Genomic DNA, 20,353 nt, shown 5'->3' on the forward strand with positions numbered 1-20,353 from the left:
TTCCTTTGCAACTGGCATAAAAATACTCCTTTTCGATAAAAATTGTCATATCTGAATTCTTACCAAAAAGGAGCCATTTTTTTCAAAAACACAAAATATTTTACACTACCTTTTTCTGTTTTGATGATTGTAGTTAAATCAATTATTGGAAATAGTGATAAGCTGTTTTTCCTGGTAATAGCGATATTCCAAATCTTTTGTGTTGTATATTTTTTTAGACAATATTCTACCAATTTTTTGTTATGTATGTTCATGTTTGTGGCCTCTACAGATTATTTGTCCTGGATGTTTAATGGAATGCGTCAGTTTATTGCTGTATGCATAACTTTGTTATGTTTTGGACTTGTGTTAAAGAAAAAATATATCCCCGCAATATGTTTGATTTTGTTAGCTGCTACCATTCATGGGTCTGCGCTTTTGGTGTTGCCGATTTTATTTGTGGTTCAAGGAAAAGCATGGAACAAACGAACACTTCTGATGATGGCAGGTGTTTGTGTAGCAATTTTGTTTGTGGATCAGTTTACTACAATTCTTGATACCATGCTGGCAGAAACGCAATACAATGATTTAATAACAAATGAAATATGGATAAACGATGATGGGACGAATATTTTTCGGGTGCTGTTTTATTCGATTCCTGCGGTTCTCTCAATGGTTGGGAAAAGGTACGTTGATAAAGAAAATTCTCCTCTAATAAATATGTGTGTCAATTGCAGCATTTGCACCGCTGTAATTTATTTGCTTAGTTCTTTTTCATCGGGTATATATGTTGGCAGACTGCCTATATATACGACGTTGGTTAGTGTGTATATCCGGTTTCTATTTGACTATAGGTTTGATATTTGTATTGCTGAATTGTAACAGTCAATTTATATCCCTTGCCCCAGACTGAAATGGGGCATACTCCAACTTTCCCTGGCCAGGGGAAACATGACCTTTACAGGCCCGGTTGCGAAGCCGCCGCCCTACTTTAACGGAAGTATCATTGTCATCTGCATTTCAACGCTCAGAAGTGGGCCTTGCTTCTTTGGATCTCCTGCGTATGTCGCTGCGTAAGCAATTTTCAACTCCTTTCCCGGTCACGGCGGCAGGTATCTTGGCTCAATGTCAGATGGTAGTTTTGGAGTACTGCTGTTCAGTTATCAAGGTGCAGTGAGAAGGCAGAATATCCCTTCAATTTATATCGTTTTGAAGAGGTGGAATCGTAAAATATAAGCTAAAAATATATAAAGGGATATACTATAACAATCGATGATAAATTATCAGGGGGATTGGATTTGCAAATGAATTTCTTGGATGGTTTTCAGAAAAAATGCATAACACATTGAAAAGTATAATTTAAAAGAAGATTTGGGGAATGGACTTTATAAAAAGTTTTCATACTTAAATTAGACTACGGGAGAATGAATTTTTTACATGGCATATCTTGTTGATTTTTGACAAGAATATGATAAAATAAGTATAGTCTTTTTTAGCGCAGGGAGATTAAGTAAGATATGTTAGAAAAGGTTAAAGAGCATTTTTTTGAAATAGTAAGTTGTCTTGTCGGTGCTATTGGTGCGATAGCAACTGTCATAGCAGGCTATGCCACCGTACCTAATGGATATTTGACGGTATTTATTTCTATTTTGGCGGTAGATATTATTGTCGTTTTCATTGGTGTATGGAATTTGGTGATTAAATATTCTTATGAAAGAGAAAAGTCAGATTTTGAAGATAAAATAAAGGCATTGGAAAATACTTTTACAGAAGAACGTTTGAAGTGTGAGGAAATTGAAAAAAAATATTCTCAAATGAAAAAAGATGAATGTGAAAGAGCAGAAATTGAAAAGAAAGAGGCACAGAAACGAGTATCAACTATTATTTCGAATCTAAAAAATGCTTCTAAGCTTAATAATGAGTTGTGCAATCGTATTCCAGCCATAGGTGAAAAGTCATATCGAGTATTGGAAACTCTTCAAGATAGCGGAATAGAAAATGACGAGGTTTTAAAAGGTGAAATAATTCATTCTTATCAAGATTTTTCGATTTCATTATTTGACCTTTATAAACGCTATTCAACTAATTTGTTGCTTCATGTTGTTAGTATGGTTGAAGCGTATTTGGAACTTCAAGGGCATCGATATCGTGTATCGGCAACTGTTAAACTTTTTGATCGTCCGTTTTGTCAAAAAGACAATGATCGAAGCAGTATAGTTGTTTACACAGCATTTAGGGATAAGCGGACTTATGACGAACATGAACGAGAAATTGGACAAGTACCATACTCGATTGATGGAAATGTGGACTTTTCTTTGTGCCTTCAAAAAGATCAGTTTATTATTAACAATGCACGAAAGGATAGTGAGAATTACCTCAATGAACATAAAGACTTTGATGCATACTATAATTGTGCTGTTGTAGTAGCTATCAGAATAAAGCAGGCAGATAATACATATAAATTTTTAGGGTATTTATGTTGTGATTGCATGAACAAAACACCGGGTGTTGAAGTGTTTGACAAAGAAGTTGCTCAAATTCTTTTTTCAATGGCTCAGTTATATGGAAATTTTTTAGAAACTTTAAATTCTAATTGGATTGATCGGGCTGCTGATGTCAAGGAATTGCCACAATCATTTCTTAATTTGGTGTATAATAATACGTTTGTGGGTACTAATGGTAGAAAAGCATAATAGAAAAGTTTGGAGGAGAACTTAAAATGGCAAAGGCGCAAACTCAAAATAAAGTTAAGCAAATAAATAAAGTTTCTGCATGCACTATAAGGGGAAAAAAGAAAAGAGAAAAAAATGTTTTTGTTGAGCTTAATACCATGATGCCCAATTCATATCCTGCTAGTAGGAGAGCTCAATTAAAGGATTTCGAAAAAAGGGTTATGTCTAGGTGATTAAAAAGAAAATATTTTTTCTTGAATAAATATTGAGAACTCCCACAGTTCAGAAATGTAAGTTCTGTTCAGTAGGAGTTTTTCAATGTCTATAAAGGTGTACAGGAAGGATAAAGGGGAGAAAATTAAAAGGATTTTAGGTACTGTGCCAAATGCTGTATGACTTCCTGACTTTCCGGAAATTTCGGATTGAAAACACCAAACGCGTAGGTCAGATGTTTGTTCGGCAGATAATTAATCCAGCTGATAGGAGATTTTATGTCAATGCAGTGCCTTGGCAAAATCGAGGGTATATTTGCGAAGGAAATCGTTGTGGCTGGTTAAGAGATAATTTAAACTAGTATGCCTCGCACTAATTAGTGTCTACTGATTAATAGTAAAATGCTTGAAAATACTGATTTTCTGCTCCTTATATAGTAAAATTATTGCAAGGGTTTCAATATTTTGAGTTTATTTTTCTTGCAGTTTTTTTGCTGAAAATCATATAGAAGGAGCTGAAATTCATGTACAAGGCAATTGATAAAACTCATTTTTCTTTTCTGGATTTCAATCAGCCACTGGGGCTTCATATGAATCCGAATAACCGCTGGATCAAGATGGCTGATGCCATCCCGTGGGATGTTTTTGAAAAGAAGTATTCCAGGCTTTTTAAAGGAAAGACTGGAAATGTTGCAAAGCCGCTGCGTACAGCACTTGGCGCCCTGATCATACAGACAAAGTTCCAGTATTCAGACAGGGAACTGGTTGAGCAGATCACAGAAAACCCGTATCTGCAGTACTTTATCGGGCTGCCGGGGTATCAGGAAACACCACCATTTGATGCAAGCACGTTGGTGCTGTTCCGTAAGAGAATTAACGCTCGAATGATAGCGGAAGCCAACGAATACATGTTGGATGCCCTGAATAAAAAGCAGGATGATGACGATCATCCGAAGCCTCCCTCGGGAGGAGGAACCTCATCATCAGATGCCTGTGTGGAAGAGAAACCTGAAAACGAAGGTACATTGATTCTGGATGCCACCTGTGCTCCTGCAAATATCAGATATCCGCAGGATGTTTCTTTACTGAACGAGGCAAGAGAAAAACTGGAAGCCATCATTTACAGATTCCATAAAGCATACGGTCTGCCGCTGCCACGTCGCTATCGCAGGAAAGCCAGGAAAGATTATCTGGCATTTGCCAAGTGTAAAAAACGCGCCGTAAAGAAGATCCGCAGAGCTTTGCGTCAGCAGCTGCAATACGTCAGACGTGATATGGGATATCTGGAAGACTTTATGTCAGAAGGATATGCGCCAACCCGCAAGGAAATCCCACTACTGCAGACCATCTTCCAGTTATATGAGCAACAGCAGTACATGTTTGAAAACAAAGTGCATTCTGTTGACAACCGGATTGTAAGCATAACCCAGCCATGGCTGAGGCCAATTGTTCGAGGAAAGCTGAATGCATCGGTTGAATTCGGGGCAAAGCTTGATGTCAGCCTTGATTCACAAGGTTATGCAAGGCTCGAAAAAATATCCTTCGAAGCCTATAATGAAAGCACTTGTCTGCAGGAAGCGGTGGAACGCTTCAAGACTCGAACCGGTCATTATCCGGAGAGAGTCCTTGCAGATCAGATATACAGGACCAGGGATAACAGAAGCTTCTGCAAATCAAAAGGCATCCGCCTTTCCGGTCCCAAGCTTGGGAGACCAAGCGCAGAAACAATCAAATCAGATAAAAAGACTGAATATCAGGATAATACAGATAGAATAGGAGTGGAACGCGAGTTTAGCCTCGCGAAACGTTGCTACGGTCTGGGCAAGCTCGTTACCAAACTGGAGGAGACCCAACTTACATCTATTGCATTATCTGTATTCGTTGCGAATCTATTTAAGATCCAGCGACGAATACTTTGCGCATTTTTTATCTGCTTGAAATTTTTACAGAGTATTTTGCTGAGTTGAGCCCGAAAATGGCTTAATCAGCAGACACTAATTAACGGCCCGTTTCACTTGCCTAAATTTCCATCTGATGCGTTGCCGTCAATCGCCGTAGCCAGCGCTACGACTCATTCCTCCGCCTTGCAGGCTGAAAATTTATCCTACATGAAACAGTTTGTTAATTAGTGTGAGTCATACTAGTTTCGGAAACGTGTAGCCAATGAAGAATATCGGGTTGAGCAGCGTGGGCAGGCAACATTGAATCAGGAAAATGAGATTCTGATTCAGAAGGAGCAGAAACCGAAGAGGACAAAATTTGAGACGGAAAAAGAGAAAATCCATCAGGAATAGCATGGTATTCAGGTAAAGAAAAGCAGAGGTAGATGGAGTTATCTGCCTCTGGGCCGGACGAAACCAATTATCGGAAGAAAATAGAGAGATATTTTTGAAAAAGAAGCAATCCTCGAAGCCGTTCAACGGGAAAGGACAGTACCGGAAACAGTAGCTTACCTTTTGGGTGTGCAAAAAGAAAATGCTCTAATTTCTGTTCATGGTGGACGAAAGTTAGAGGTAAAAACAAAAGATGATTTAACAATTGAAAATCGGACAGAGAGAAGTGATCTGAGCGGGCACTGAACCTTGGACAAGAATATGATCTTTTTTGATTATCTATAGTTCCGCATAAATTTTCCACTTACAACCATTGAAGTGTAAGTAGAAAATTTATGCGGAACTATAGATAATAGATGGAATTCGGAAGGTTGTGCAAAGAATGATTACTGTGTAGAATGGGCAAGCTCTAGGAACTAATCATATAATCAGGGATGTACAGAAGATTGAAACGGTAGTCATTTTTATGAGAAGAGGAAAGGTAAATTCGTGAAAATCTGTACTATTTTTCTGTGCTGGACTGTACAAAGTCTGATATTTACTTTATTGATTAGATATAAAAAAAATTAAGTTAGATGATATGTATTGTCCAGATAAAAAATAGTTCACAAAATTGAAAATTTTCTACTTTAAATTAGAGGAAAGCAATTGGAAAAAGGGGCGTTGCATGATATAATTAGAAACTGGAAATCTATAGTTTGGCGCTATTTTTGATAAGTGATATCGGGATTGCAATAGCGAAATTCTATGGGGTGAATAGAAAGAAGCGATAGGAAGTGTGATCACTTATGTCGTTACCAGATAAACTTTCTAAAAAAATTTAGCATTGTACTATATGCAGTGTGGTAAATGAAAGGGTTAAAGATATGACATTGACGAACTATTGGTGGTTGTTGATCTGGCTTGTTGTAATTGGAGGGGTTTTGGCAATTGTGGCGCCTAAAAGTACAGTGCAAGTGTTGGGAAAAACAGAGTATAGATGGAGCTGGCCAGCAGTAATTTTACTGGCATGTCCGTATGCCGTCTGGTGTATGAATAGATCAAATTTTGGTGACACAGAAGTTTATAGAACTACATTTTTAAATGCGCCAGCAGTTATTTCTCAAATACCTATGTATTTGGCAGAGCATACAAAAGACAAGGGCTTTTCTGTTTTGATGATTTTAATAAAATCAGTTGTGGGGAATAGTGACAAACTATTTTTTTTGATAATTGCAGTATTCCAAATTTTTTGTGTTGTGTATTTTTTTAGAAAATTTTCTACAAGTTTTCTGCTGTGCATGTTCATGTTTGTGGCTTCTACTGATTATTTGTCTTGGATGTTTAATGGGATGCGCCAGTTCATTGCTGTATGTATTACCTTGTTATGTTTTGGATTGGCTCTAAAGAAGAAATACATTTTCGCAGTTTGTTTGATTTTAATAGCTGCTACAATTCACGGTTCTGCACTTTTAATGTTACCAATTTTATTTGTGGTTCAAGGAAAGGCGTGGAATAAACGGACTATTTTAATGATGGCTGGTGTAGGTGTAGCAATTTTGTTTATGAATCAGTTTACTACAATCCTTGATACTATGTTGGCAGAAACGCAATATAGTGATTTAATGACAAACGAAATTTGGACAAACGACAATGGAACTAATATTTTTCGAATGTTGTTTTACTCAATTCCTGCGATTCTTTCTTTAATTGGGAAACGCTTTGTTGATGAAGAGAATTCTGCTGTCATAAATATGTGTGTCAATTGTAGTATTTGTACTGCATTGATGTATTTGTTGAGCGTTTTTTCTTCGGGGATTTATATCGGCAGACTTCCAATATATACGACACTTCAAGGGTATGTCGCAGTACCATGGCTTATTGATCATATGTTTACCAAAGAATCTGCACGATTAGTAAAAATGGTATTAATTTGTGGTTTTTTAGCGTTCTTTTACTATCAGATGCATTTAACATGGGGAATTATATAAGTGAGGAAAGTCAATGATTAGAGTTTTGCAAATAGTAACATATATGGGACGCGGTGGATTGGAAACAATGTTGATGAATTATTACCGTCATATTGATCGTAATAGAGTCCAATTTGATTTTTTGGTTCATCGTGATTTTGAAGCAGATTATGACTCGGAGATTCTGGGTTTGGGGGGAAGGATTTATCATATTTCAAGGCTTGTTCCGTGGAGTAGATCGTATCGCAAAGAATTAAAATATTTTTTTCATGAACATCCAGAATATCGAATCGTACACGTCCATCAGGATTGCTTGAGTTCTGTTGCACTGCAGTGCGCAAAAGAATGTGGAGTGCCGATTCGAATTGCTCATAGCCATTCCAGCAGTGCAGTAAAAAATTTAAAATATCCTATTAAACTTCATTATATGAAACGGATTCCAAAGTATGCTACGCATATGTTTGCTTGTGGAAAACAAGCTGGTGATTGGATGTTTTCTGGTGATAAATATCAAATTATTAGAAATGCGATTGATACCGAAAAATATCAATATGTTTCTGATGTAGAAAAACAGATTCGCAGTGAATTTGGATTGGATGAGAACGTTATTATTGGACATGTGGGAAATTTCACTCCAGCGAAAAATCACATGTTTTTATTAGAAGTATTTCAGGAAGTATTAAAAAGAAAGCCGGAAGCTAGACTTCTTCTTGTTGGTGGAGGAGAAGGCATGAATTTGGTAAAAGAAAAAGCAAAAAATATGAGAATACATGATAAAGTTATTTTTACTGGTATCCGTTCAGATGTCAATCGAATGATGCAGGCAATGAATGTGTTTGTGTTCCCTTCTTTGTATGAAGGACTTCCTGTTACAATGATAGAGGCACAGGCTTCAGGATTACATTGTATTATTTCTGATCATGTATCGGATGAATGTATTGTAACAAACAACTTGGTGTCAAATATATCGTTAGTAGAATCTCCTGCACAGTGGGCAGAGTGTATTTTACAGCAGAGTTACCGAGGACATGAAAATCACATCGAGGAAATCAAAGAAGCAGGTTATGATATTTCAACAGAGGCCAAAAAATTGGAAAGATTTTATTTGGAATATGAAGAAAGGTAAATATTATGGCATTACTTACAATTTTTACACCAGCTTATAATCGTGCACATACCTTGCCGCGTACTTATGAGAGTTTGCGTCAGCAAGATTGTAAGGATTTTATCTGGTTGATTGTAGATGATGGATCAACAGATGAAACAGCAGAATTGGTTAATAGCTGGAAAAAAGAAGATAATGGGTTTGAAATTCAATATATTTATAAAGAAAATGGAGGAATGCACACCGCACACAATATTGCTTACGAGAATATTCATACTGAATTAAATGTTTGTATTGATTCTGATGATAAAATGGCACTTGGGGCGGTTAGTAAGATTAAAAGAACTTGGAATCAAGTTAGAGAGAAAGGTTATGCTGGACTAATTGCACTGGATGCAGATTTTTCTGGGAATCTTATAGGAAAGGGATTTCCAGATGGAATGCAGGATACTACTTTAGGCGGATATTATGCTGCTGGCGGTTCAGGAGATAAGAAATTGATTTACCGTACAGACGTGATTAATAGCGTATCTCCTTATCCGGTTTTTTCGGGAGAAAAATATGTGGGATTGGTTTATAAGTATACATTGGTAGATCAGAAGTATAGACTGTTCGTTTTAAATGATATTATATGTGAAGTAGAGTATCAAGCAGATGGATCAACAGGAACAATGTGGAAACAGTATTTACAAAATCCTCGTGGTTTTGCTTTTTTGCGTAAAGTTGCAATGCAGTATCCGATAAGCAAGAAAAGACTGATTAAAGATTGTATTCACTATTGCTCAAGCAGTCAGATTGCGAAAAATAAAAATTATATTCGAGAATCACCGCGAAAATTACTTACAGTTTTGTGTACACCGATGGGGTGGATATTAACAATATGGATCAAGAGAAAAGTTAGTCAAAGTTATTGAATGAAAAAAAGAGCGGGTTTTGAAAAAACAATTTGAATTTTTTGTTGTGATTCATATCAGATAGACTGGATGTAAAAATACAAAGATGTTGGGAAATTAGAATAAATAAAGGAATAAAAGTGGGTTGTATGAAAAAAAAAGTATTGGTCGTATCTCATTTTATGGAATTAGGTGGAGCTGAACGGGCTCTTTTAGGACTTTTAAGTGGATTTGATTATGATGAATATGATGTGTCATTGTTTCTATTTCGCCATGAAGGAGATTTACTTCCGCTAATTCCTAAGGAAGTTAATTTGTTGCCAGTGATTTCTCAATATGCGACTTTAGCCAGTCCAATTTCAAATGTAATTCATGATGGGCATTTCCTTCTTGCTGGATCAAGGGTGGTAGGAAAATATCTTGCCAAGATATATAATGCTATTCATTGTTATGATGAGAACAGTCAAGTTGAAATAGAGTATAGTCATAAATTTACCAAATGGTTGATGCCGGACATTACACCAGAGATAACATATGATTTAGCAATAAGTTTCTTAACCCCACATTATTTCGTCATTGAAAAAGTAAATGCAAAAGAAAAAGTGGCATGGATACATACAGATTATTCTTTTATTAAAGTTGATGTCAAGTCTGAAATAAGAATGTGGCAAAAATATAATCATATTATTGCAATTTCAGAGGCTTGCGCAGAATCTTTTATTAAATGTTTCCCTTTGCTGCAACAAAAAGTTGTAAAAATAGAGAATCTTCTAGCGGTAAATTTCCTCCGAGAGCAATCAAAGATCCCTGTGGCTGAAAGATTGAAAAAAAACGACGAAATTATTTTATTATCTATAGGAAGGTTTTGTACTGCTAAGAATTTTGATAATATTCCGGACATTTGTCGACAGATATTGGAAAAAGGTGTTAATGTTCTATGGTATATTATAGGATTTGGTGCTGATGAGGAATTGATTCGTCATCGAATTGTTGAAAATGGAATGCAAAATAAGGTGATTATTCTTGGAAAAAAAGAAAATCCATATTCCTATATTGAACAATGCGATTGGTATATCCAGCCATCACGGTTTGAAGGAAAAGCTGTTACTGTTCGTGAGGCCCAAGCTTTGCATAAGCCAGTTATCATAACTGATTATCCAACGGCTAAAAGTCAGCTTGATAATGGCTATGATGGCGTAATTGTACCGCAAGATAACGATAAATGTGCAGAAGCAATTGCAAATCTTATAATAAACAAAGAAATGAGAGAGCATCTTATAAACAATACATACAGAGAAGATTATTCGAATAAAGAAGAAATTAAAAAACTGTATGCTTTAATAGGAGAAAAGTAATGATACCTAAGATCATACATTATTGTTGGTTTGGTGGCGAGAAACCGAAAAAAGTAATTGAATGTATTGAAAGCTGGAAGAAATGTTTATCAGATTATGAAATCATGGAATGGAACCAAAATAATTTCAACGTCTATGAGAAAAACTATACAGCGGATGCGTATCAAGCTCATAAATATGCTTTTGTAAGTGATGTAGCAAGGGTAAAAGCTCTGTATGACTACGGTGGAATATATCTTGATACGGATGTGATGGTATACAAGAATTTTAATAATATTTTAAATCATAGATGTGTTTTTGGATTTGAGGAAGAGCATTATATTGCAACGAGTTTTATGGCTTGTGAACCACAACATCCATTAATGCAGCAGTTCCTTTCAATATATGATGATCTTTCGTTTTATGACGAAAATGGAAATATAATTCCTGGTACTAATGTAGGAAAACTAACTAAAATTCTTACTGATATGGGGTTGGTGCGTAATAATCAATATCAAGAGTTGATGGACGGTATAGCTATCTATCCGCAAGAATATTTTTCGCCGTATGATTATGCTAATTGCATCCATCACAATACTGAAAACACGATATGTGAACACTTATTTTATGTTTCTTGGATGCCACGAACAACAAGAGTAAAAAAGGGGATTAAATACATTATGGGTCCTCTTTTAGGAAAAGCAAGAATGGATAAGTTGAGGAAATTAAAATGCCGATAATTAGTTTAGTTGTACCAGTATTCAAAGTGGAAAAATACTTGGAACGTTGTGTTGATAGTTTGATACATCAATCTCTGAATGATATAGAAATTATTTTAGTTGATGATGGAAGCCCTGACCAGTGTGGATTGATTTGTGATCTACTAAAAGGGAAAGATTCACGAATACGTGTTATACATAAAAGTAATGGTGGTTTAAGTAGTGCCCGTAATGCTGGAATGAAAATTGCATGCGGAAAATACATCGGATTCGTGGATTCAGATGATGATGTTGAACTGGATATGTTTGAAATCATGGTCAATGCTGCTGAAAAGTATGAAGCTGATTTTGTAATGTCTGACTATATTAGAATAATGCAAGATGGAAGTAGATCTTTAATGTCAACACAATTAAGAGATGGATTATACAATAAAGAAGATATTATAAATAATATATATCCTGCTCTTATCATGAGTGAAAATATTGATTATGGACCAATCTTGTCAGTTTGGCATTGCATTTATAATAGATTTTTTTTGAGTGCGAACAATATTGAGTTTGCTGAAGATGTAAAATGGTCAGAAGATAACTTATTTAGTGCTATGGTTGGTTATTGTGCAAATAGCTTTGTGTATTTGAAAAATAAAGGATTATATCATTATTACCAGAATCCTGGAACTATCACAACAAGTTATCGTATGGGAGCATGGGATGTTTATAAACGAATGAATGAATATATGGAGAATTATTTTGCTTCAAAAGCGGATTATGATTTTAATAGACAATTGAAGCTTCATTTAATATATTATGCTTGTAATACTGTTGGTATGGAATGTAGGAATGCTCAAAATAATAGTGATGCAAAAGAAAGAATAAAGGAAATATTATCTGATCCAAAACTAATAAAAGCATTTTATGATTTCGCATACCCTAATTGTATACCTTTAAAACTTAAAGTTCAGCTTTGGATTATGAAGCATCGATATGCTGGTATTCTTGCTGCAGTTATGAGAGGATAAAAAATGCCAAATGTTTCAATTATTATGCCGGTGTATAACAAGGCGAATTACTTAGCGAAAACGTTTAATGCATTGATTTCTCAATCATATCAAGATTGGGAAATGATAGTTGTAAATGATGGATCAACAGATGGGAGTACAGATATAATTGAAAAATATGTGGAGAGAGACTCTCGAATCTGTTGCGTAAAACAAAATAATAAAGGTGTATCAGCAGCAAGAAATGCAGGACTGAGTATAGCTTCAGGAGAATGGATTTGGTTTGTTGATGCAGATGATTTACCGAATCAGGAATTTTTACAAGATGTGTTTTCTGATGAACAAGATGATACGATAGATATTATAGTTGGAAATTATCAACGCTTAGAGATAAATGGAGAAATTCTCGATGTGTTTGTGGAGGAACAAGGACTTATTTTAGTTGAAAATTTTCCGGATTTATTTATGAAGTACCAGTATAAGACAGGATACTGGGGATACCTTTGGAATAAATTGATTAGACGAAAATTTTTACAAAAAAAACAGATCAACTTCCAGGAAGGATTGACACTAGCTGAAGATCTGAAGTTTATGGTTGAGCTATATCGGGAGAATACATATATATATATTGTTCCATACATGGCAATGAGATATACGGCTGATGCTATCAATGCATCTAAGGAAAAGAGAATTGATTATATGGCTCAGTTATCCATACAAATAGAAATAAAGGAATGGATTGTTGATAGTTGTAAAAAATTGGAGTATGTGAATTATTTTAAGTGGATAATAAGTAGGTATGCGGCTTACGTCGTTTATTATGCGAAAGAAAATAATGAAGATTATATTAGCCTTGCCAAAATGTTGGGAAGAACTGAACAAGTAAATTCACAGTTATCTTTAAAAAACATTGAGTCCATTATGAAGCCGATTGTATGGTGCCTTATTAGAAAAAAATATTCCATATTAAGAATGTATTTTTTGACGAGGAAGAATATCAGAAATATTTATCGAAAAATGCGCCATTGAACAATATATATTTAAAGAAAGGGTAATTATGGAGGAGCAGAAGATTATTAGTGTGATTGTACCCATATATAAAGTGGAAGAGTTTTTAAAGCGTTGTATTGACAGCCTTCTTGTTCAAACATTTACTAATTATGAGCTGATTTTAGTTGATGATGGTTCTCCTGATAATTGCCCGCAAATTTGTGATAAATACGCTGAATGTAATAATAAGATTCGCGTAATTCATAAAGAAAATGGAGGATTATCTGACGCTAGAAATGCTGGATTAGATATAGCAAAAGGTGAATTTGTCGCATTTGTTGATTCGGATGATGTTGTTGATTCACATTATTTAGAATATCTTTATCGTGCAGTAATAGAGAATGATTGTGATATAGCAGTTTGCGGGTATGAAGTATTTGAGGAATTTGTTCCAGCAAAAGAAGCTTCCTACAGTTCAGGAAATACTTATTCAGGGATTGATATGCTCTGGAGAATATATAGTAAAAATCATACTGAATATGTAGAAAGTACCGTGTCGTGGAATAAATTATATAGAAAGCGACTGTTTGATGAAATACGTTTTCCTAAAGGAAAAATTCATGAAGATGAAGCAACAACGTATAAAATTTATTGTAATGCACGAAAGGTAGGTGTGATACCATGCACATTATATTATTATTATCAAAACCAAACAGGCATTATGAAAAGAAAATTTAATACTTCTCGCTTGGATTATTTAGAAGCATTGTATGAAAGATATTTCTTTTTTAGTGAGAAAGGATTCCAAGATCTTGCTGCGTATACTGCAAAGATATTATATATTTTTACGGTAGATTATGCTGCCTTAGAAGAAAATCAAGTAGAAGATTACTCGAAATTTAGAAAACGGCTAATTGATTTGTATAGATGTTATAGAACTATTTTGTTAAAGCAAGATTTTACTGCAAAAGATAAAGTAAGGATTTTACTTTCATATATTAAATTTGATTTTTTGACAAAACATTTTTGATGTTTTGTTGGGAGAATATAACTATGGAAATTAGAGTAGGAGATTATTTTTCAAACTTTTTTGTTGAAGGATGGGATTTAGACATAAATCAAAAATTAGAGGTTGAATATGTGGATGCATACCAGTTTTTAAAATCTGATAGACTGGATTTAGTATGCAAACTGTTTTATATTGATTCTCGTGAGAAAATGAAAAATGAGAGTCTGGCACGTGAATTATATAAAGCACATCTTCGTGCATTTTCTTTTGGATCATTTACAGAACCAGGGTCAGAAGAAAAAAATACATTAGACAAATATTTTGATACTTTCGATGAATTGATTGATGACGCAAAAAATAATGGATTAAATGCAGAAAAATCGGTTGTACCGGTTGGGGATAAGAATAGCATTTTGGATGGGTCTCATCGTACAGCTATTGCGATTTATTATGGAATACCGCTTCCTATAGTGAGGGTTGCGGGCGTTCATAAAATATATGATTATGAATTTTTTCAAAGTCGAGATTTGGAAGAAGTTTTTTTAGACTTAATGGCATTTTTGTATATTTATTTTTCAAAGAATAGTTATGTGGCCTGTTTATGGCCGAGAGCTGATATACGAAGCAAACGAGTAAAAACGGAAGAATTAATAAAGGGAACGTGTGATATTGTATATCGAAAACAAATCAGATTAAATTATCATGGTTTGGAACAGTTAATGATCCATATTTATGGCAGTCAAGAATGGGCTGGAAATATTGAAAATAAGTTTAAGGGGATACCATTTAAGGCAAAGGCATGCTATCGTAATTGCGCTTTTACAACTGTATATGTTTTATCTGGTTGCGAGTTGAATGATATGGTTGATTTAAAAGCGGAGATTAGAGAAATTTTTCAAATGGAAAATCATTCAATACATATAACTGATACAAAAGAAGAGGCACTTGACGCAGGAAAAGAGCTGCTTTTTCAGAAAAGTACAGAGCTTTTGAACTATGGAGATATAATAAAAAATCCTGTTTTTGCAAAAAGCATAGTAGAACATTGTGCTTCTGATGAATTTTCTGAATGTTTAACTCCTACAGCTACCAAGATTTTTTACGGATTGCATGAATATGTAGTCCAAGAAAATTATTGGGATTCTCAAGTTGCTTTAAGTTCAGATATAAATTATGGGTATGTTTTCGGTAACCTTTTTAGACCATTTATGACAAATGAGTTGAAATGTTGGGAGAAAGCAAAACTATTGTTGAATAGGATTAGGTATGGTGTGATTGAAGATTGGATTACAAATCTAAATCTGAAAGCGAAAATTCGACATTTAGGCGGTTTATTGCTAAGAAAATTCAAGATTATAGAGTGAGGATTATATGAAAAACTGGGATCACATGGAAGATGCATTTGGGCAAATAAATAATGAATGCAATTATTTAATTTTGAGAAATTTTGAAGGGTTCTTTGGGGATATTCTGATTGAAGGACATAATGATATTGATGTATTGTGTGCAAGCAAAAGAGATCGAAAAAGAATGGTTCGAATATTGGATGCAAAGCCACGAATTGGAATAGATAATGGTATACACTATAAATTTATGTATAAAGGAAAAGAAATAGCTTTAGATGTGCGTACTGTTGGAGATGGATATTATGATCGTTCATGGCAAAGTAATATGTTGAAGAATCGGTGCTTTAATCCAGTAGGTTTTTACACGATGAATCTTGATGATTATTTTTATTCGTTGATATATCACGCAATTTATCAAAAAAAAATTCTTTCACAAGAATATCTTATTCGGTTAAGAAAAATGAATCCTTTGTTTCATGATTCCGACCAGATTGATTTTGAAAAAGCATTATTACAATTTATGGTGCAAAATCATTATAAGTATACCATTACTTATGATAAATATGTGAATTTATATTTTAATCAACCTTTAGTTGGATTATATATTCAATATCCGACTGAGATAAAACTCCGACATAGAGTAGAAAGAATACTAGAATATGTCTTTGGTAAAATGAATGGAGCAAAGGTTCGATTAAAGAAACTTATAAAATATATTGGGGATATAAAATGAGGATTTTATTAAGCATTAAAAATCGAACTTATGAATTTTTATATAATTTACTGTTATTACCTAAAAACTTATATTTCAATTTTCGTGTTTTGCCTGTGAAACAGGCTATTAAACTTCCGTTTTTTATAAATTATGGAGTTAAAATACAAGAAGTCCATAAAGGTGTAGTTGAAATAAAAAGTGACCATGTATCAAAGTATATGATTTCAATAGGACGAGGGGGGTCCGAAGGAATACCAGTGATAAGCAAAGGGGTTATTGCGTTTCGCCCGGGAACGAAGATTATATTTGGAGGGAGTGCTCAGTTTCATGCAGGTACACGTATATGCCTTGATGATAATGCTACAGTAGTATTTGGAGATGGATTTTCGGCAAATCGTAACTTCATACTGTATTATAATGACCAAATCAGTTTTGGACAAAACTGTATGCTGGGTTGGAATATTCAAATTATTGATGGAAACGCCCATAAAGTTATAGAGAACGAGAAAGAAAAGAATTCTAAATGTACAATAAAGGTTGGAAATCATGTGTGGATTGGAGCTGAAGTTAAGATTTGTAGAAGTGTATCAATAGGAAATGATTCAATTGTCGCATATGGCAGCGTTATAACAGGCGGAAAATTTCCAGATCATGCAATGATTGGTGGCTATCCCGCGAAAATTATCAAAGAAGGAGTGAATTGGCGCAAATAGGCCACTTCTAATAATAAAATGCAGATAAATAAAACACAGAATGCTGCCAGAAATATGTTTTTTGGTACAGTTCAAAAAATTGTAAATATTATTATGCCGTTTATTACCAGGACAGCAATGATCTATACGCTGGGTGCTAATTATCTGGGGCTAAATAGCTTGTTTACTTCCATTCTTCAGGTACTTAATCTTGCAGAATTGGGTGTTGGAAGTGCTATGATCTTCAGTATGTATAAACCAATTGCTGAGGACGATAGGGATACTATTTGTGCTCTTATGAGGCTATACAAAATATATTACCGTGTTATAGGATTGGTTATTTTGGCGGCGGGTATTGCGATTACGCCATTTGTTCCAATGCTAATTAAAAAAGATATTCCGAATGGTATTAATATTTATGTCCTTTATTTAATGAACTTGGGCAGCACGGTTCTTTCCTATTGGCTTTTTGCGTATAAAAACTGTCTTCTATATGCGCATCAACGGAATGACGTTATTGATCGCACATCGACAATTGTAATATGCGTTCAACAAGTTTTACAATTGCTTATCCTTTTCGTTTTTAAAAATTATTATTTTTATTTGATAATAGTATTAGGTGCACAAGTTGCTAAAAATTTAATTAATGCGTTTATAGTGAGCAAAATGTATCCAGAGTATATTCCAAGAGGAACTTTGGAAAAAGAAAAGGTTAGAGTAATAAATCAGCGCGTAAAAGATTTATTTACATCGAAAATTGGAAGTGTAGTAATAAATTCCGCAGATTCTATAGTGATTTCTGCTTTTATGGGACTGACAGCTTTAGCGATGTACCAAAATTATTACTATATTATGAATTCAGTTTCCACATTTGTTTTCGTGATTTTTAGTGCATGTACAGCAGGAATTGGAAATAGTTTAATCACAAATAGTCTTCAAAAAAATTATAGAGATTTCAAAGATTTAACTTTTATTATAGCATGGATTTCGGGTTTTTGTGTTTGTTGTTTTTATTCTCTATATCAACCTTTTATGAAAATATGGGTTGGAGAAGATATGATGTATGGAATGGATGTCGTTGTATTGTTTTGTATTTATTTTTATTTATATATTTTAAGTGGAGTGTTTTCTACATACAAAGACGCAGCTGGAATATGGCATGAAGATAGATTCCGTGCGATAATTGGAGCAGCGGTAAATTTAGTGATAAATATTGCTTTTGTTCGAAAATTTGGAATCTATGCGATTTTAATGTCTACAATACTTAGCTATATTGTAGTCAATATTCCGTGGCTGATTTATAATTTATTTCATGTTTTGTTTAAACTTAGTCCTCAAAAATATGTGTTCAGAACGGTGGTTTATGTTGGAGTTACAGTTATTATATGCATGATTAATGGATTTTTATGTGAATGTATTCCTATTGGAGGGATTGTTGGATTATTACTTCGAGGTTTAATTTGTCTCATAATACCTAACTTGTTATTTTTTGTGGTATTTCATCGTACAACGGAATTTAAAGATTGCATGGTACTTGTAAAACGGATGATAAAGAAACATTAAGAGGTGAGAATAAGTAATGGAACAAGAAGATTTGGTAACGATTATTGTACCTGTGTATAATACAGCGAAATTTTTAAATCAATGTTTGCATTCTATATTGCGGCAAACTTATAAAAATATAGAACTTATTGTTATTGATGATGGATCAACAGATGAATCAGTAGATATTTGTGAGGAAATACAAAGGAATGATCAACGCATTTCTGTTATTCACCAAAGGAATAGTGGAGTTTCAGTAGCTCGAAACAATGGTGTGGATGTTGCAAAAGGCGAGTGGATAATTTTTGTAGATTCTGATGACTTCATTGATTTGGAAATGGTAGAAAAACTGTATAATGCAGTGAAAAAATATGATGCGGATTACGCAGTTTGTGGTTATGCGTGTGTTTCTGAAGAACAAAAATTGATAAAAGAATATGTCTCAGAAAAAGAAATGGTTATTTCTCCAAGCGAAGCATTGAAGATGCATTATTTAGGAAAGTATACAGTGAATTATGTGACACAGTGGGGAAAAATCATGAGGCGTAATATTTGGGAGAATTTACGATTTACGCAAAATATATTTTATGAAGACTTAGAGATTATGCCGAAATTGCTATTAAAGTGTAATAAGATCGTTGTTCTGAATTATATAGGATATAGATATGTACAGCGCGAGGGTTCTATTATGCACAACGAGAAGATAAAAGATAAATGTTACGAAGATGCAATAAAAATTTTTTTACAACATATTTTGTTTTATAAGGAGCATGGTCTTGACGAGATAAAAGAGGCTAATATCCGACTTTTGCTAGATAAGATTTTGACTTCTGATCTTCATGGAACAATTCCTATAGCCCAGACTGATTACTCGAGAAGAGTATACCAAGAATGCTATCAGATGATGGATAAGGAAAAAATACCATTAATACAAAAAACTAAATACTGGATATATAAAACATTTGGAGTAAAGGGGTATCGGTTGCTTTCGATGATAAAAAAGTGAAAGATGACTTAAAATGTAATCTATTGAGTTCTTTTCAACAGCGAAAAATGTTGTTGCTTAGTGGAATTGTTGTGTTGTTAATTGTAGGCTTAGTGATAAAAAATAATTTGTATGAATCTGAATATTCATTGAGCAGTATTTCATATGAAGTAAAGGCCGATAAAATCCAGAAATCAATTAGATTGGTTCAAATTACAGACTTACACAACAGCATATTTGGAGATAATAATCAGAATCTGCTTGATTTGGTGGCAGAGCAAGCACCGGATTTAATCTTAATAACCGGTGATTTGCTGAATTCCGATGAATCTGAGACAGATATCGCAACAAACCTGATTTCTGGTCTTGGCAGTATTGCGCCTGTATATGTTTCTTTGGGGAATCATGAGGTAGAATATCAACAGAATTATGGAATAGATATTACCCAACTTTATGAAGACACCGGGGCTGTGGTATTGGACAGACAGTATCAGGATCTTGAAGTGAATGGTCAAAAAGTTCGTCTTGGTGGTATCTATGGTTACTGTTTACCGGAAAAGTATTTGGAAACCAATGAAGCTAATCCAGAGGAATGTGCTTTCCTGTCGGATTTTCAAAATACGGATTTGTACACGATTCTGATGTGTCATATGCCCGTCTGTTGGCTGATTAATGATGGACTGGATGAATGGGATGTAGATTGTGTTCTTGCCGGACATGTGCATGGTGGACAGGTTATACTGCCGTTGATCGGCGGTGTGTATGCACTGAAACAGCTGCGGAAAGCCTGTACTGGGTAGGCATATATTTTGATCATTGCATCAATCAATGCTCTTGTGCTTGGCCCAATCTTTGATGCTTTCTGCTGGAAGTATGGAAC

Annotated in this window: 18 protein-coding genes; all 18 read left to right on the forward strand. The window is 34.4% G+C overall.

The features are described from left to right. Positions 1-42: 42 nt before the first annotated feature. The 18 genes from ACTNBF_RS14510 to ACTNBF_RS14595 all read left to right on the forward strand — a co-directional run bounded on the left by ACTNBF_RS14510 (position 43) and on the right by ACTNBF_RS14595 (position 20,273). Positions 43-861 (forward strand): EpsG family protein, encoded by an 819-nt coding sequence (locus ACTNBF_RS14510; RefSeq protein WP_441089539.1) that lies wholly within the window; start codon positions 43-45, stop codon positions 859-861. A 635-nt stretch (positions 862-1,496) separates the two neighbouring features. Next, on the forward strand, positions 1,497-2,672 hold the full coding sequence (locus tag ACTNBF_RS14515) for a hypothetical protein (protein WP_441089540.1): 1,176 nt from the start codon (positions 1,497-1,499) through the stop codon (positions 2,670-2,672). Between the two features lie 26 nt (positions 2,673-2,698). Then, positions 2,699-2,884 (forward strand): hypothetical protein, encoded by a 186-nt coding sequence (locus tag ACTNBF_RS14520; protein WP_441089541.1) that lies wholly within the window; start codon positions 2,699-2,701, stop codon positions 2,882-2,884. Positions 2,885-3,387: 503 nt separating this feature from the next. Then, positions 3,388-4,830 carry an IS5 family transposase gene (locus ACTNBF_RS14525; protein ID WP_441089542.1) on the forward strand — a complete coding sequence of 481 codons (1,443 nt, stop codon included), beginning with the start codon at positions 3,388-3,390 and terminating at the stop codon, positions 4,828-4,830. A gap of 1,208 nt (positions 4,831-6,038) precedes the next feature. After that, complete coding sequence (locus tag ACTNBF_RS14530; RefSeq protein ID WP_441089543.1) at positions 6,039-7,166, forward strand: EpsG family protein; 1,128 nt, start codon at positions 6,039-6,041, stop codon at positions 7,164-7,166. A gap of 13 nt (positions 7,167-7,179) precedes the next feature. After that, positions 7,180-8,271: a glycosyltransferase family 1 protein gene (locus ACTNBF_RS14535; RefSeq protein WP_441089544.1), complete on the forward strand. Its 1,092-nt coding sequence runs from the start codon at positions 7,180-7,182 to the stop codon at positions 8,269-8,271. Between the two features lie 5 nt (positions 8,272-8,276). Beyond that, complete coding sequence (locus ACTNBF_RS14540; protein WP_441089545.1) at positions 8,277-9,164, forward strand: glycosyltransferase family 2 protein; 888 nt, start codon at positions 8,277-8,279, stop codon at positions 9,162-9,164. A 128-nt stretch (positions 9,165-9,292) separates the two neighbouring features. Continuing rightward, a complete protein-coding gene (locus ACTNBF_RS14545) occupies positions 9,293-10,498 on the forward strand; it encodes a glycosyltransferase (protein WP_441089546.1) in 1,206 nt (401 codons plus the stop codon). After that, entirely contained in the window at positions 10,498-11,217 is a 720-nt protein-coding gene (locus ACTNBF_RS14550) for a glycosyltransferase family 32 protein (protein WP_441089547.1), read from the forward strand. The genes ACTNBF_RS14545 and ACTNBF_RS14550 overlap by 1 nt, the downstream gene beginning before the upstream one ends. Beyond that, a complete protein-coding gene (locus ACTNBF_RS14555; RefSeq protein WP_441089548.1) occupies positions 11,208-12,215 on the forward strand; it encodes a glycosyltransferase family 2 protein in 1,008 nt (335 codons plus the stop codon). The genes ACTNBF_RS14550 and ACTNBF_RS14555 overlap by 10 nt, the downstream gene beginning before the upstream one ends. Positions 12,216-12,218: 3 nt before the next feature. After that, a complete protein-coding gene (locus ACTNBF_RS14560) occupies positions 12,219-13,223 on the forward strand; it encodes a glycosyltransferase family 2 protein (RefSeq protein ID WP_441089549.1) in 1,005 nt (334 codons plus the stop codon). A 28-nt stretch (positions 13,224-13,251) separates the two neighbouring features. Further along, positions 13,252-14,214, forward strand: a complete 963-nt coding sequence (locus ACTNBF_RS14565; RefSeq protein WP_441089550.1) for a glycosyltransferase family 2 protein — start codon at positions 13,252-13,254, stop codon at positions 14,212-14,214. Positions 14,215-14,237: 23 nt separating this feature from the next. Then, positions 14,238-15,557, forward strand: coding sequence for a hypothetical protein (locus tag ACTNBF_RS14570; RefSeq protein ID WP_441089551.1), 1,320 nt, complete (start codon positions 14,238-14,240; stop codon positions 15,555-15,557). 7 nt (positions 15,558-15,564) lie between these two features. Continuing rightward, positions 15,565-16,272 (forward strand): hypothetical protein, encoded by a 708-nt coding sequence (locus ACTNBF_RS14575; RefSeq protein ID WP_441089552.1) that lies wholly within the window; start codon positions 15,565-15,567, stop codon positions 16,270-16,272. Then, on the forward strand, positions 16,269-16,967 hold the full coding sequence (locus ACTNBF_RS14580) for an acyltransferase (RefSeq protein WP_441089553.1): 699 nt from the start codon (positions 16,269-16,271) through the stop codon (positions 16,965-16,967). The genes ACTNBF_RS14575 and ACTNBF_RS14580 overlap by 4 nt, the downstream gene beginning before the upstream one ends. 18 nt (positions 16,968-16,985) lie before the next feature. Further along, a complete protein-coding gene (locus tag ACTNBF_RS14585; RefSeq protein ID WP_441089554.1) occupies positions 16,986-18,509 on the forward strand; it encodes a lipopolysaccharide biosynthesis protein in 1,524 nt (507 codons plus the stop codon). A 16-nt stretch (positions 18,510-18,525) separates the two neighbouring features. Then, a complete protein-coding gene (locus tag ACTNBF_RS14590) occupies positions 18,526-19,494 on the forward strand; it encodes a glycosyltransferase family 2 protein (RefSeq protein WP_441089555.1) in 969 nt (322 codons plus the stop codon). 182 nt (positions 19,495-19,676) lie between these two features. After that, complete coding sequence (locus tag ACTNBF_RS14595; RefSeq protein ID WP_441089556.1) at positions 19,677-20,273, forward strand: metallophosphoesterase; 597 nt, start codon at positions 19,677-19,679, stop codon at positions 20,271-20,273. Positions 20,274-20,353: the final 80 nt, after the last annotated feature.

Origin of the sequence: Bariatricus sp. HCP28S3_A4, from assembly GCF_052066395.1 — a bacterium.
Lineage (GTDB): Bacteria > Bacillota > Clostridia > Lachnospirales > Lachnospiraceae > Allocoprococcus.